Genomic DNA, 14,499 nt, shown 5'->3' on the forward strand with positions numbered 1-14,499 from the left:
TCGAGTGCTTCGCCCGCAAAGACGGGAGCGGTGGCGTCATCGCGCCGTCACGCTGCCGTAACGCGAGGGACATGGGCGACAGGCAGAAGGCGGGCTCCGGCCTCGCGCCGCATGCTGCTGACAAGGAGCCCCCCATGAATCGCCGCCTCCGCCTGTCCCTGCTCGCCGGCGCCGCGCTCGCGCTCGCCGCCACCGGTGCGCGCGCCGACCAGACCTTTCCCGCCACCCTCGCCGGCCATGCCGTGCTGCCGGCGGAAACCTTCATCGCCATGCCGGACGACGCGCCGGAGGACCTCAAAGTGTCCGGCAAGTTCACCACCGGCACGCGCGTCGATGCCGTCGGCACGGTGGAAGGCAAGTCGGCCGGCCGCCCGACGGGCGTGAAGCTGCCCTTCAAGGGTCAGCCGGTGCAGGGCCATTCCGGCATCAAGGTGATGCCGGACGGCAGCTTCTGGATCATCACCGACAACGGCTTCGGCTCCAAGGCCAACAGCCCGGACGCGGCGCTGTTCCTGCGCCACTACAAGGTGGACTGGGCCACCGGCACGTTCCAGCCGATCGAGACGGTGTTCCTCACCGATCCCGACAAGAAGGTGCCGTTCCGCATCGTCCATGAGGGGACGGAAAAGCGCTATCTCACCGGCGCCGATTTCGACATTGAGAGCTTCCAGATCATCGGCGACCACATCTGGATCGGCGAGGAATTCGGCCCCTATCTCATCAAGGCCGACAAGACCGGCAAGGTGCTCGGCCTGTTCGAGACCGTTGCCGGCGAGACGCCGGTGCGCTCGCCCGACCATTACGCCGTCGCCTCCCCCGCCGCGCCGAACGCGCCGGCCGCCTTCAACGCCCGCCGCTCCAAGGGCTATGAGGGCATGGCCGCCTCCAAGGATGGCAAATATCTCTACGCCCTGCTCGAAGGCCCGCTGTGGGACGCCGACAAGAAGGACTGGCAGAAGACCGCGGACGGCAAGGAGTTCCTGCCGATCCTCGAATTCGACGTCGCGAACCAGAAATGGACCGGCCGCATGTGGCACTACGTTCTGGAGCAGAACGGCAATGCCATCGGCGACTTCAACATGATCGACGGCACCACCGGCCTGATCATCGAGCGCGACAATGGCGAGGGCACGGCCGACAAGGCCTGCGCCGCAGGGACCAAGGGGCCGGACTGCTTCCACGACCTCGCCACGTTCAAGCGCATCTACAAGATCGAGCTGACCGACGCCAATGCCGGCCAGAGCGTGCGCAAGATCGGCCATATCGACCTGATGAAGATCGCCGACCCGGACAAGAAGGCACGCAAGCCGCTGAATGACGGTGTGCTGACCTTCCCCTTCTTCACCATCGAGAATGTCGACGTGGTCGACGCCACCCACATCGTGGTCGGCAACGACAACAACCTGCCCTTCTCCTCCTCGCGCGATCCCGCGAAGGCGGACGACAATGAGCTGATCCTGCTCGAAGTGGGCGAGTTCCTGAAGGCGAAGTGAGCCGCGCGCCGAAAGACCGGTCGGGGCGGCGACGCTCCGGCCGGGCCTCGCTCACGCGGTATCGGGCAAGGTCGGGTCCGGCAGGTTGCGCGGCCGGCGCAGGATGAGCGCGACGCCCGCCACCATGATGAGACCGCCTATGACCTTCAGCGGCGAAGGATCGTCGCCGATCAGCAGGATGCCGAAGGCGACGGTGAGCAGCGGGTTGAGCATCGAATAGGGCACGACGGCGTTGATGGAATGGCGCTGCAGCAGCCAGTACCAGATGCCATAGGCGAGGATCGACGAGGCGATGGCGCTGTAGGCGACGCAGAACCAGCCATGCCAGCCTGCGCTCGCCACCATGCCCCAGCGGTCACCCTCGAAGAACCACGACATCAGCAGGATCTGCGGAATCGCGAACAGCGACGACCAGCCCATGATGGTCATCGGCGTGATGTCCTTGAGCTGCTTGATGATGAGATTGGTCACCGCCCAGCCGGTGGCGCTCACCACGAGCAGAAACAGCGCCAGCGGCGGCGGCAGGGTGGGGCCGAGCGCGAGCACGAAGATGCCGGCGACCGACACCGCCAGCCCGGCGAGGCGCACCCGGCCGAGCGGCTCCTTCAGCACGAGACAGGCGAGCAGCGTGGCGATCGGCGCGCCAAGCTGAATGATGACGGCACTGGTGCCGGCCTCCGAATCGGCGAGCGCGGCGAAGAGCAGGCCGAAATGCACGGTGCCGAAGGTGAAGGACACCAGCAGCACGCCCGGCACCTGGTCGCGGCGCAGATGCAGCACCGGGCACAGCAGCACCGCCACCAGGGTGAAGCGCAGCGCGCTCATCAGCATCGGCGGAATCTCCACGATGCCTTGCTTGATGACGATCATGTTGAGAGCCCACACGCAAATGACGGTGAGCGCGAGCAGCTTGTGCTTGAACGGCATGGGACCGGGACGGCAGGAGCGGAGAGACGACCCGGAAACGGGCAGGAGGCGCCAGCGAGTCGCCGGCCCTTTCGCTGATAGGCCACGGCCGCGACGCTGCAAAGTCCCGGCCGGCCATGCCTGCCCTGCGCCGCTCTCATGACGCCGCCCGCCACACGCTTGCACCGGCGCGCCGGCCCATTATGGTGCGCGCCATGCTGAACCTGTCCCTGCTCGGTCGCCTCTCCTTTTCCCATGCCGCGCCGTCGAAGCCCGCGCTGCCGCCCGGCCGTCACGATCTCGGCCTGTTCGAGACTCGCGATGCCGTGCTGATCGTGCCGGAGGGCCTCGACCCCGCCCGCCCGACGCCGCTGGTGACGCTGTTTCACGGCGGCGGCGGCAGCGCCGAGAAAATACTGCCCATGCTGCGCCGCCATGCCGAGGCACGCGGCTTCCTGCTGCTGGTACCGCAATCGCTACTGCCGACCTGGGACATTGTCATCGCCGGCAACGGGCCGGATCTGGAGCGGCTCGACACGGCACTGGCCGAGGTGGCGGCGCGCTTTGCGCTCGACCCTACCCATTTCGCCTTTGCCGGCCATTCCGATGGCGGCAGCTACTCGCTCTCCACCGGGCTGAGCAATGGGCGGATCGTCACCCATATCCTCGCCTTCTCCGCCGGCTTCATGACCGTGCTGGCGCAGGAGGGCGCGCCGAAAGTGTTCATCGCCCACGGCCAGAACGACACCCAGACGCCGATCGCGACCGCCGGCCGCTCACACGCCGCCAAGCTGCGCCCGGCGGGCTATGAGCTGACCTATATCGAGCACCCCGGCCCGCACGCCTCGCAGCCGGACATGGTGCAGCTCGGTGTCGATTATTTCCTGAAGGATGCGGCAAAGGCGGGGTGAGCGGCCACGCTCCCGCGTCATCCCGGACGGCCTACCGCCGATCCGTCATCGCAAGCCGGTCTCGGGCGATCCTGGCTCCCCGCTGTGCTTCGGCCGGGATGACGCCAGGTGGTAATGAGGACCGTCCGCCGCGACGCCGGAAGCGGCCCTGTCCTGACGAAAAAGGCCGGCGAGATGCCGGCCTTTCCGCAAAACATGCACAGCCTGAGCGTGCGATCCGATCAGCTTGCGATGCAAGCGGATCGGCGCGTGCTCTCGTGGCTCACGCCACCTTCTTCGCGGTCTTGGCGATCTCGGCGACTTCGCCTTCATAGGTCGCGACCTTGGCGGCGAACTCGGCCGGGCCTGCCTTCAGCGCGGCCTTCACGTCCGACGCCCAGGTGGTGTTGCGCAGGGTGAAGGTGTTGGTGGCCGAGGAGCCGTACTTCTTCGAGAACGCCACGTTCAGCTTGAACGGGATCGGCTCGGAAGCGAGATAATTGGTGGTCGGGTGCTCCTTCACGAAAGCCGTATAGGCCTCGGCGACCTCCTGGTACTTCTCGGCGGCGATCAGCGCGTCGATCTGCGACAGCAGGGGCGGAAGCAGCGAATGCGGAGCGGTCATGATGGGTCGTTCCCTTGGCAATTGGCTTGGCGTTCGGGTGCGGGGCGCCCCTGACGGGCGCGCCTGCGCACGGCTCTGGTATACAGCACACCGGGCCGACGCCAAAGCGCCCAGTTGACGCCTGCGGGCACAGCCTCGCGCGCGCCGGGCAAAACGAAAACGGGGCGCCTGATCGCCCCGTCCATGTGTCATCCGCGTCGCGAACGCTCAGCCGAGATGGAACTTGGAGAGGTCGCGATGCTCGGCCTCGATCCAGCGCACCGTGCCAGTGGCGGAGCGCATGACGACGGTGTGGGTCTTCACCACGCCCTTCTCATACTTCACACCCTTGAGCAGATTGCCGGTGGTCACGCCCGTGGCCGCGATCAGGCAGTCGCCGCGCACCATGTCGGTGATGGTGTAGATCTTCTTCGGGTCGGTGACGCCCATCTTCTTGGCGCGCTCGCGCTTGGCTTCGCTGTCGAGGATGAGGCGCGTGTACATCTCGCCACCGATGCAGCGCAGCGCCGCCGCCGCCAGCACGCCCTCGGGGGCGCCGCCGGTGCCGAGATAGATGTCGACGCCGGTCTCGTCCGGGTTGGTGGTGTGGATCACGCCGGCCACGTCACCATCGGTGATCAGCTGCACGGCGGCGCCGGTGCGGCGCACCGCCTCGATGATGGCGGCATGGCGCGGACGGTCGAGAATCAGCGCGCTGATCTCCGAAGGCTTCACGCCCTTCGCCTTGGCCAGCGACTGGATGTTGTCCTCGGGGCTGGCGTCGATGTCGATGGTGCCCTTGGGGTAGCCGGGGCCGATGGCGATCTTGTCCATGTAGACGTCGGGCGCATAGAGCATGGTGCCGCCCTCGGCCATCGCCATCACGGCAATGGAGCCCGGCATGTTCTTGGCGCAGAGCGTGGTGCCTTCCAGCGGGTCGACGGCGATGTCCACCGCCGGGCCCTTGCCGGTGCCGACCTCCTCGCCGATGAACAGCATCGGCGCCTCGTCGCGTTCGCCCTCGCCGATGACGATGCGGCCAGCGATGGGCAGGCGGTTCAGTTCGCGGCGCATGGCGTCCACCGCCGCCTTGTCCGCCGCCTTCTCGTCGCCCCGGCCGCGAAGGCTGGCCGACGCCACCGCCGCCCGCTCGGTGACCCGCACCAGTTCGAGCGTCAGAATGCGCTCCAGCACCTGGTCTTCTTTGACCGTGATCCCCGACATCGTCCCTGCCCCCTCAGTCCTTCTCGATCCGTATCACCTGCGGCGGCGAGGCGATGACGCCATCGATCTCGATGGCGGAAATCGCACGGCGCACCGCGTCCTCATTGGTGGCGTAGGTGATCAGCACCACCGGTGCCGGATCCTCCGCGCTCTCCGCCCGGTCGCCCCCATGGGGACGGCCGCGACGGTGCTGCATTATGGACTCGAGCGAGATGTTCTGCTCGGCCATATGGCGGGCAATGGCGGCGGCCGTTCCCGGGCGGTCGACCGCGGCGAGGCGGATGTAATAGCCGCCTTCATGACGCCGGATGGCGGCCTTTTCCGCCGGCTGCAGGCTCTCGGCCGTCCAGCCGAAGGGCGCGCCGGCCTTGCCGGCAGCGGCGTCGCAGAGATCCGCCACCACCGCCGAGGCGGTGGCGTCGCCGCCGGCACCCGGCCCGACCAGGGTGAGCGCGACGGCGTCGCCGTCGATCGCCACCGCATTGGTGACGCCGGAGACCTGCGCGATTGGCCAGTGCTTCGGCACCATGGTCGGGTGCACGCGCAGTTCCACCTCGGTGCCGATGCGAGCCGCAACGCCGAGCAGCTTGATGCGATAGCCGAGCTCGTCCGCCGCCTCGATGTCGGCGAGCGTGATGGAGCGGATACCCTCGATATGGATCGCCTCCGGGTCCGGCTTCACGCCGAAGGCCAGCGAGGCGAGCAGAGCGAGCTTGTGGGCGGTGTCGAAGCCGTCGACATCGAAGGTCGGATCGGCCTCGGCATAGCCGAGCTTCTGCGCCTGATCGAGACAGGTGTCGAAGGACAGCCCCTCTTCCTGCATCCGGGTGAGGATGTAGTTGCAGGTGCCGTTGAGAATGCCGGAGACGCGGGCGATCTCGTTGCCGAGCAGTGCCTCGCGCAGGGTCTTGATGACGGGAATGCCACCGGCGACCGCCGCTTCGAAATGGATGGCGACGCCCGCGGCTTCCGCCGCGCGGGCGAGTTCCACGCCGTGATGGGCGAGCAGCGCCTTGTTGGCGGTGACGATGGAATGGCCGGCGGCAATGGCCGCCTCCACCGCCGTCTTGGCGATGCCGTCCGGACCGCCGATCAGCTCGACGAACACGTCGATGTCGGGGTCGCGCGCCAGTTCGACCGCGTCGTCGTACCAGCGAAGGCCGGAGAGGTCGCAGTCCCGGTTGCGCGAACGGTCGCGGGCGCTGACAGCCACCACTTCGACCGGCCGTCCCACCCGCGCGGCGATCGCTTCCGCGCGGCGGGTCAGCATGCGCACCACACCCGCGCCGACCGTACCGAGGCCGGCGATGCCAATTTTCAGCGGCGGCGCCATAATGTGTCCGAACTCAACAAACGTTCCGAATGCGGCGCCGCCCGAAAGGGCCGGGGCTTTAGCGCGCCGCGGCGAGAGGGACGACGTTGTGCAATGTTTCCGCGCCGGTTTCAAGGAAGCGGCGGATGTTGCGGGCGGCCTGGCGGATGCGCTGCTCATTCTCCACAAGGGCGATGCGCACATATTCGTCGCCATGCTCGCCGAAGCCGACACCCGGCGCGACGGCGACATCCGCCTTCTCAATCAGCAGCTTGGAGAATTCGAGGCTGCCAAGATGACGGAACTTCGGCGGAATCGGCGCCCAGGCGAACATGGAGGCGGTGGGCACGGGAATGTCCCAACCCGCCTTGCCGAAACTGTCGACCAGCGCGTCGCGGCGCTTCTTATAGACGCTGCGCATCTCGGCGATGCAGTCCTGCGGGCCGTTCAGCGCCGCGGTGGCCGCCACCTGGATCGGGGTATAGGCGCCATAATCGAGATAGGACTTCACCCGCGCCAGCGCCGCGATCAGCCGGTCATTGCCGACCGCGAAGCCCATGCGCCAGCCGGCCATGGAGAAGGTCTTGGACATGGAGGTGAATTCCACCGTCACATCCATCGCGCCCGGCACCTGCAGCACCGACGGGGGCGGGTTGTCGTCGAAATAGACCTCGGAATAGGCGAGGTCGGAGAGCACGATCAGATCGTGCTTCTTCGCGAAGGCGACCACGTCGCGGTAGAAATCGAGGTCCGCCACCTGAGCGGTGGGGTTCGAGGGATAGCAGAGCACCAGCGCCAGCGGCGAGGGAATCGAATGCGCCACCGCGCGCTCCAGCGCGTGGAAGAATTCCGGGCCGGGCTCGCAGGGCACGGAGCGGATCGCGGCGCCGGCCATCAGGAAGCCGAAGGCGTGGATGGGGTAGCTGGGGTTCGGCACCAGGATCACGTCGCCGGGGGCAGTGATGGCCTGCGCCATATTGGCGAAGCCTTCCTTGGAGCCGAGCGTCGCCACCACCTGGGTGTCGGGGTTCAGCTTCACGCCGAAACGGCGCTCGTAATAGGCCGCCTGGGCGCGGCGCAGGCCGGGGATGCCCTTGGAGGCGGAATAACGGTCGGTGCGCGGGCGACCGATCGTCTCCTTGAGCTTTTCCACCACATGGTCCGGGGCATCGAGGTCCGGATTGCCCATGCCGAGATCGACGATGTCAGCGCCGCCATTGCGGGCGGTAGCCTTCACGCGGTTGACCTGCTCGAACACGTAAGGCGGCAGCCGGCGAATGCGATGGAAATCGGTCATGGGTCTCAAGCTCCAGGCCGCCCCGTTCCTAGGAGACGGCGTCACGCGCGCTTCATATCACCTCTCGCGCGCCCGCACAGCGAGGGATGTCAGACTAAAGGGGCAGAAGGATGGTAATCGCGCGCCCTGCGTCGCGCCTACTGGCCGGCCTGCCCGTCCTGGCCGTCCTCGATCTGGCGCAGCATCTCCTTCTCGCGCTGGCTGGCGAGATTTTCGAGGTTCTTCTGCATCGCCTGCTGCTGCTGCGGGGTCATCACCGGCCGGTCGCCGATCTGCGCCGGCGCGCCGAAGGTGGGATAGGCCGGCTCCGGCGGCTTCTGGCGACCGACGGGAGCCGGCGCGGCCCGCGAGGAATCCGCCGAGGTCTCACCCGATTCGGCCGAACCGGAGGTGGCTGCCGCGCCGGAGCCACTGGTGGACCTTTCCAGCGAAGCGCAACCGGCGAGCGCCAGCGCGGCCAGCGCGGCGCCAGCGAGAAGAAATGTCCGCGCGACGGACGCGCCGCCCTGCCTGTCCTGCCAGTGATCCACCATGCCCTCCCCTCAGGCGTCGGCCATCCCCCGCTGCCGCGCGGAACCGGCCGTTACGCACTCGCTAGCACCGGATGGCGCGTCTATTATGGCCACCTATGAACGTACCAACCCGCGGGGACAAGCGGTGAGCAGCCGACGCAGCAGATCGATACCGTCCGCCCCGGCAAAATCCACGCCGGCGCAAGTGACCAAGGCGCAGCGCACGGCGCCCGCCGAGGCGCCGGCGGCTCCGCCGAAGCCCGCGGCGCGCAAGCGTGTGACCAAAACGGTCGCGGCAGCTCCGCCGACCGTATCCGCACCGGCGGAGGCGCCAAAGGCGTCGACCCCGGACGTGGTGTCGAAGAAACCGGCGGCGAAGAAACCGGCGCAGCCTAAGGTGGCGGTCGAAAAGCCGGAGACAGCAGCTCCGGCGCGCAAGTCCGCAGGCAAGAAGCCGGTCGCCGCCATCGCCGCCGAACCGTCCGCGCCGACCACAGCGCCCCGCACGCGAGCGTTGAAGCCTGGCGGCGCCGCGCCGAAGCCAGTTTCTGCTGAGCCGCCCCCGGCACCCAATGCGCCGGAAGCGGTGCCCCCGCCCTCCGAGGCCAAGCCTTCTGCGTCAAAGCCCGCGCCATCCAAACCGGCCCCGGAAGCCGCCGCGCCGGAGACGCCGCGCCCCGGCGCGATCGATCTCGAAGCCTTCGCCGCCAATCTGGCGCGGATGATGGAGGAAGGTGGGCGGGCCATGGCCGCCTATCTGCGCCCGCGCGAGGAAGGGCGCATTCGCGACGATGTGGCGGAAGAACTGACCGAGGTCGCCAAGACCATCGGCAATGTCGCGGAATACTGGCTTGCCGATCCGCAGCGCACGGTGGAGGCGCAGTCGCGGCTCATCGGCGGCTATCTCGACCTGTGGACCACGGCGCTGAAGCGGCTCGGCGGCGAGAAGACCCGGCCGGTGGTGGAGCCAGCCACCCGCGATTCGCGCTTCGCCGACCCGGAGTGGAACTCGAATCCGTTCTTTGATGCGCTCAAGCAGGCCTATCTCCTCACCGCCAACTGGGCGGCGGACATGGTCGAGGAAGCCGAGATCGACGCCCGCACCAAGCACAAGGCGGAGTTCTATGTGCGCCAGATCGCCGGCGCGGTCTCACCCTCCAATTTCGTGCTGACCAATCCGGAACTGCTGCGCACCACCCTCGCCTCGAATGGCGAGAACCTCGTGCGCGGCATGAAGATGCTGGCCGAGGACATCGAGGCCGGCGGCGGCGACCTGAAGATCCGCCAGACCGACGATTCCAAGTTCCGGGTGGGCGAGAATCTCGCGGTCACGCCCGGCAAGGTGATTTTCCAGAACGAGCTGATGCAGCTCATCCAGTACGCGCCACAGACCGAAAGCGTGCTGGCGACGCCGGTGGTGATCATCCCGCCCTGGATCAACAAGTTCTACGTGCTCGACCTGACGGCGGAGAAATCCTTCGTACGCTGGGCGGTGGAAAGCGGGCTCACCGTGTTCATGGTGTCCTGGGTCAATCCCGGCCCGGAACTCGCCGCCAAGGGCTTCGAGGACTATATGAAGGACGGTGTGCTCACCGCCTTCGACGTCGCGAAGAAGGCGACAGGCGCCAAGGACTTCCACGCGGTGGGTTATTGCGTCGGCGGCACCATGCTGGCGATGACGCTGGCCTGGCTGGCGGCCTCCGGCCAGAAGCCGGGCCTTGCCAGCGCCACCTTCCTCACCACGCAGGTCGACTTCACCTATGCCGGCGACCTCAAAGTGTTCATCGACGAGGAGCAGGTCGCCAGCCTCGAACGCAAGATGCTGGAAGCGGGGGTGATGGAAGGCAGCAAGATGGCCAATGCCTTCAACATGCTGCGCGCCAATGATCTCATCTGGCCCTATGTGGTGAACAATTATCTCAAGGGTCAGGCGCCGTTCCCGTTCGACATTCTCTACTGGAATTCGGATTCGACCCGGCTGCCGGCCGCCAACCATTCCTTCTATCTGCGCAACTGCTATCTCGACAACAAGCTGGCGCAGGGTCGGCTGATGCTCGCTGGCAAGACGCTCGACCTCACTGCGATCGACGTGCCGATGTACAGTGTGGCGACGCGCGAGGACCACATCGCCCCCGCCGCCTCGGTGTTTCTCGGCCTGCAGAAATACCGCACCCCCGGCCGCTTCGTGCTGGCCGGCTCCGGCCATATCGCCGGCGTCATCAACCCGCCGGCACGCGGCAAGTACCAGTACTGGACCGGCGGACCGGCGGCGGGGACGCTGGAGGACTGGATCGCCAAGGCCGAAGTGCACCCTGGCTCCTGGTGGCCGGACTGGCGCGGCTGGATCGAGGAACGCAGCAGCGCCCGCGTGCCCGCCAGCACCCGCATCCCGGGCGAGGGTCCCTATAAGGCGATCGAGGACGCACCGGGGAGCTATGTGAAGGTGCGGTCATGATGCAAGCGACGTGGTGACCGGTATTCGGCCGGTCATCCCTGTCTGGGAACCCAACCGTCCGGTCTCCGTCGCGCCGCCCGGCTGAACGCGGGGCCGGCCCTCGCCCGCCGCTTACGGGAACAGCGCGATCTGCTCCAGGCCCAGCGTCTCGGGATAGCCGAGAACGAGGTTCATGTTCTGCACCGCCTGACCGGACGCGCCCTTCACCAGATTGTCTGTCGTGGAGATCACGATCACCCGGTCCGGCGCGCGGTCCTTCACCACGCCGATAAAGGCCATGTTCGAGCCCTTGACGAAGCGCGACTGCGGCACCTGGCCGAGCGGCAGCACATGCACGAAGGGCTCGTTCTTGTAGAAATCCGCCAGCACGCGGTGCACGCCCTCCGCCCCGACGCCGGCGCCGGTCTTGAGGTAGATGGTGGCATAGATGCCGCGCGTCATCGGCACGAGGTGCGGGGTGAAGCTCGGCGCCACGCTGCGGCCGGCGGCCTTGGAGAATTCCTGGTCCAATTCGGCCATGTGGCGGTGGCTGCCGACGCCATAGGCGTGCATGCCCTCCGTCACCTCGGTGAACAGCAGGTTCTCCTTCGCCGAACGGCCCGCCCCGGTGACCCCACTCTTGGCGTCGATGACGATGTGCTCGGGCTCGATGGCGCCGGCCTCGATGAGCGGCACCACGGGGAGGATGGCGGTCGTGGTGTAGCAACCGGGATTGGCGACCAGCCGCGCCTTGCGGATGTCGTCGCGATAGAGCTCGACGACGCCGTAGACGGCCTCCTGCTGCAGCTCCAGCGCCTGGTGCGGATGGCCGTACCAGCGCTCATAAGCGCCATCGTCGCGCAGCCGGAAATCGGCGGAGAGATCGACCACTTTCACATGCGGCGCGGTCTCGAACACGTTCTTGATGACAAGCTGCGTGGTGCCGTGCGGCAGGGCGCAGAAGACGAGATCAACGTCCTTCCACGCCACCTGTTCGATGGTGATGAGGTCCGGCAGCTTGAACGGCGCGAATTGCGGGAACACATCCGCCACCGCCTGCCCCGCCTTGCGGTCGGCGGTCAGCGCGACGATCTCGACGCGGGGATGGCGCAGCAGCAGGCGCAGCAGTTCCGAGCCGGTGTAGCCCGAGGCCCCGAGGATGGCGATCCGCGCCTTGCTGTCCGTCATGGTGGCGACCCTTCCTGCTGGCGCGCCCGCCGTGACGAGCCGGGGACGCACATGGAGCTGCGCCCTTACACCTTTCGCATGTCCGACGAAAGACAAGAGCGGCCCCGGCGGACGCATGGCGGCTGCGCGCGCCGGGCGGGAACCGGATGGAGCCGCCGCCGCTTCTCCTCCGGCCTCTTCACGCATAGCCGGAGCCCCCGCCATGAACGATCCCCTCGCCTGGTTTGAGACCGGGCTCGCCATGACGCGGCTGGGCATGGACATGCAGGTGGTGATCACCGAGCGGCTCACCCGCCTCGCGCGCGGCGACGCCGCCGCCGGCGTCGAGGCGATACGGATGGTCACGGAGAAGACGCTGGCGCTGGGCGAGGTCAATGCCCGGCTGTGGAAGGCCGCGGCGGCCGGCCGGCTGGGTACGGTCGGGCCGGAGATCGTCGCGCTGTACGGCGCCAAGGTGCGCGCCAATCGCAAGCGGCTGAAGCGCTGAGCCGCCGGCGCGCATGGCGCCCATGTTCACGGAGCGTTCCGGTTTCGCGCTGGCGCTGTCATAGTGCTAAGGAAACCGAATCGGTTCCTGACCCTGACGAGACCGCCCGCGCCCATGTCGAATTCTGACGACCTCTTCGCCGCTGTTCCCGCCCCGCGTCCGCGTGCGAGCGCACGCCCCGCCGCGCCGCGCGAGGGCACGCCGGGTGAGGCCGGCTACACCGCCGCCGATATCGAGGTGCTGGAAGGGCTGGAGCCGGTGCGGCGCCGGCCGGGCATGTATATTGGCGGCACGGACGAGAAGGCGCTGCACCACCTCTTCGCCGAAGTGGTCGACAATTCGATGGACGAGGCCGTGGCCGGCCATGCCAGCTTCATCGAGGTGGAACTGACCGAGGACGGCTTCCTCACCGTCACCGACAATGGCCGCGGCATCCCGATCGAGGAACACCCGAAATATCCCGGCAAGTCGGCGCTGGAGGTCATCCTCACCACGCTGCACGCGGGCGGCAAGTTCGACAGCAAGGTCTACGAGACCTCCGGCGGCTTGCACGGCGTCGGCGTCTCCGTGGTCAACGCGCTGTCGGACGTCCTGGTGGTGGAGGTCGCGCGCGGGCAGACGCTGTACCGCCAGACCTATTCGCGCGGTGTGCCGCAGGGCGCTATCCAGGAAGTCGGGCGCATCCTCAACCGGCGCGGCACGCGGGTGAGCTTCCATCCCGACGCGCAGATCTTCGGCGAGAATGCCCGCTTCAAGCCGGCCCGCGTGTTCAAGATGGCCCGCTCCAAGGCCTATCTGTTCGGTGGGGTGGAGATCCGCTGGAGCTGCGACGCCTCGCTCGTCGCCGGCACCGACATCCCGGAGAAGGCGGTGTTCCGCTTCCCCGGCGGCCTGCGCGACTATCTCGCCGCCGATATCGAGGGCCACACGCTGGTCCACCCCGACATCTTCTCCGGCAAGACCCAGCGCCCGGGTGGCCATGGCTCGGCCGAGTGGGCGGTGGCCTGGCTGGGCGATGCCGATGGCAGCATCTCCTCCTATTGCAACACCATCCCGACCGCCGAGGGCGGCACGCATGAGACCGGCCTGCGCGCCGTGCTGCTCAAGGGCCTGCGCGACCATGCCGAGCGCACCGGCGCCGCCAAGCGCGCCGCCATCGTCACCGCCGACGACGTGATGGCCGGCTGCGCCGCCATGCTCTCGGTGTTCGTGCGTGAGCCGGAATTCCAGGGCCAGACCAAGGAGAAGCTGGCCACCGCCGAGGCCACCCGCATCGTCGAGGCGGCGCTGCGCGACCCGTTCGACCATTGGCTCGGCGGCAACCCGGCACAGGCCAACCGCCTGCTCGACTGGGTGGTGGAGCGCGCCGAGGAAAGGCTGCGCCGCCGGCAGGAAAAGGAAATCTCCCGCAAGACCGCGGTGCGCAAGCTGCGTCTGCCGGGCAAGCTGGCGGACTGCTCCAACAATTCGGCGGCGGGGTCCGAGCTTTTCATCGTCGAAGGCGATTCGGCCGGCGGCTCGGCCAAGCAGGCGCGCGAACGCCAGACCCAGGCGGTGCTGCCGCTGCGCGGCAAGATCCTCAACGTCGCCAGCGCCGGGCGCGACAAGCTGGCGGCGAACCAGCAACTCGGCGACCTCGTGCAGGCGCTGGGCGCCGGCACCGGTGCGCAGTATCGCGAGGAAGATCTGCGCTATGAGCGGGTCATCATCATGACCGACGCCGATGTCGACGGCGCGCATATCGCCTCGCTGCTCGTCACCTTCTTCTACCGGCAGATGCCGAAGCTGATCGAGAACGGCCATCTCTTCCTTGCGGTGCCGCCGCTCTACCGCATCAGCCAGGGTGCCAAGACGCTCTATGCCCGCGACGAGGCGCATCGCGACGAATTGCTGCGCACGGAGTTTTCCGGGCGCGGCAAGGTCGAGATCGGCCGCTTCAAGGGCCTTGGCGAAATGATGCCGGCGCAGCTGAAGGAAACCACCATGAGCCGCAAGACGCGCACGCTGCTGCGCGTCACCGTGGAAGAAGCCGAACGCGCGGCCACCGCCGACATCGTCGAGCGGCTGATGGGCAACAAGCCGGAAAGCCGCTTCACCTTCATCTCCGAGCGCGCCGCCTTCGCCAGCGAGGAACTGCTGGATATCTGAGCGG

General features: G+C 67.7%; 12 protein-coding genes. 5 read left to right on the forward strand and 7 right to left on the reverse strand.

Annotated elements, in window-relative coordinates; translation table 11 throughout:
- Positions 1-134: 134 nt before the first annotated feature.
- A complete protein-coding gene (locus K9D25_RS18055; RefSeq protein ID WP_244377013.1) occupies positions 135-1,493 on the forward strand; it encodes an esterase-like activity of phytase family protein in 1,359 nt (452 codons plus the stop codon).
- Positions 1,494-1,544: 51 nt separating this feature from the next.
- On the opposite strand, the gene K9D25_RS18060 is transcribed toward K9D25_RS18055, so the two are convergent.
- Positions 1,545-2,420, reverse strand: coding sequence for a DMT family transporter (locus K9D25_RS18060; RefSeq protein WP_244377015.1), 876 nt, complete (start codon positions 2,418-2,420; stop codon positions 1,545-1,547).
- A gap of 194 nt (positions 2,421-2,614) precedes the next feature.
- Between K9D25_RS18060 and K9D25_RS18065 the strand changes: the two genes are divergently transcribed.
- Positions 2,615-3,310, forward strand: coding sequence for an alpha/beta hydrolase (locus K9D25_RS18065; RefSeq protein WP_244377017.1), 696 nt, complete (start codon positions 2,615-2,617; stop codon positions 3,308-3,310).
- A gap of 262 nt (positions 3,311-3,572) precedes the next feature.
- On the opposite strand, the gene K9D25_RS18070 is transcribed toward K9D25_RS18065, so the two are convergent.
- The 5 genes from K9D25_RS18070 to K9D25_RS18090 form a co-directional block, all read right to left on the reverse strand.
- Positions 3,573-3,914, reverse strand: coding sequence for a hypothetical protein (locus K9D25_RS18070; protein ID WP_244377019.1), 342 nt, complete (start codon positions 3,912-3,914; stop codon positions 3,573-3,575).
- Positions 3,915-4,121: 207 nt separating this feature from the next.
- The gene (gene glpX, locus K9D25_RS18075; RefSeq protein WP_244377021.1) at positions 4,122-5,117 is read right to left on the reverse strand and encodes a class II fructose-bisphosphatase; all 996 of its coding nucleotides are present in this window, start codon (positions 5,115-5,117) and stop codon (positions 4,122-4,124) included.
- Positions 5,118-5,130: 13 nt separating this feature from the next.
- A complete protein-coding gene (locus tag K9D25_RS18080; protein ID WP_244377023.1) occupies positions 5,131-6,450 on the reverse strand; it encodes a homoserine dehydrogenase in 1,320 nt (439 codons plus the stop codon).
- A gap of 58 nt (positions 6,451-6,508) precedes the next feature.
- Positions 6,509-7,726 (reverse strand): LL-diaminopimelate aminotransferase, encoded by a 1,218-nt coding sequence (locus K9D25_RS18085; protein ID WP_244377025.1) that lies wholly within the window; start codon positions 7,724-7,726, stop codon positions 6,509-6,511.
- 137 nt (positions 7,727-7,863) lie between these two features.
- Positions 7,864-8,259, reverse strand: coding sequence for a hypothetical protein (locus tag K9D25_RS18090; RefSeq protein ID WP_244377027.1), 396 nt, complete (start codon positions 8,257-8,259; stop codon positions 7,864-7,866).
- 256 nt (positions 8,260-8,515) lie between these two features.
- On the opposite strand from K9D25_RS18090, the gene phaC reads away from it, so the two are divergent.
- A complete protein-coding gene (phaC, locus tag K9D25_RS18095) occupies positions 8,516-10,693 on the forward strand; it encodes a class I poly(R)-hydroxyalkanoic acid synthase (protein WP_432207891.1) in 2,178 nt (725 codons plus the stop codon).
- Between the two features lie 111 nt (positions 10,694-10,804).
- Here the strand turns inward: phaC and argC are convergent, their stop codons facing one another.
- Positions 10,805-11,860 carry an N-acetyl-gamma-glutamyl-phosphate reductase gene (gene argC / locus K9D25_RS18100; RefSeq protein WP_244377029.1) on the reverse strand — a complete coding sequence of 352 codons (1,056 nt, stop codon included), beginning with the start codon at positions 11,858-11,860 and terminating at the stop codon, positions 10,805-10,807.
- A gap of 202 nt (positions 11,861-12,062) precedes the next feature.
- On the opposite strand from argC, the gene K9D25_RS18105 reads away from it, so the two are divergent.
- Positions 12,063-12,347 carry a hypothetical protein gene (locus K9D25_RS18105; protein WP_244377031.1) on the forward strand — a complete coding sequence of 95 codons (285 nt, stop codon included), beginning with the start codon at positions 12,063-12,065 and terminating at the stop codon, positions 12,345-12,347.
- 114 nt (positions 12,348-12,461) lie between these two features.
- On the forward strand, positions 12,462-14,495 hold the full coding sequence (gene parE, locus K9D25_RS18110) for a DNA topoisomerase IV subunit B (protein ID WP_244377033.1): 2,034 nt from the start codon (positions 12,462-12,464) through the stop codon (positions 14,493-14,495).
- The last annotated feature ends 4 nt before the right edge of the window (positions 14,496-14,499 follow it).

The sequence above is a fragment of the Ancylobacter polymorphus genome, from assembly GCF_022836935.1.
GTDB classification, from domain to species: domain Bacteria; phylum Pseudomonadota; class Alphaproteobacteria; order Rhizobiales; family Xanthobacteraceae; genus Ancylobacter; species Ancylobacter polymorphus_A.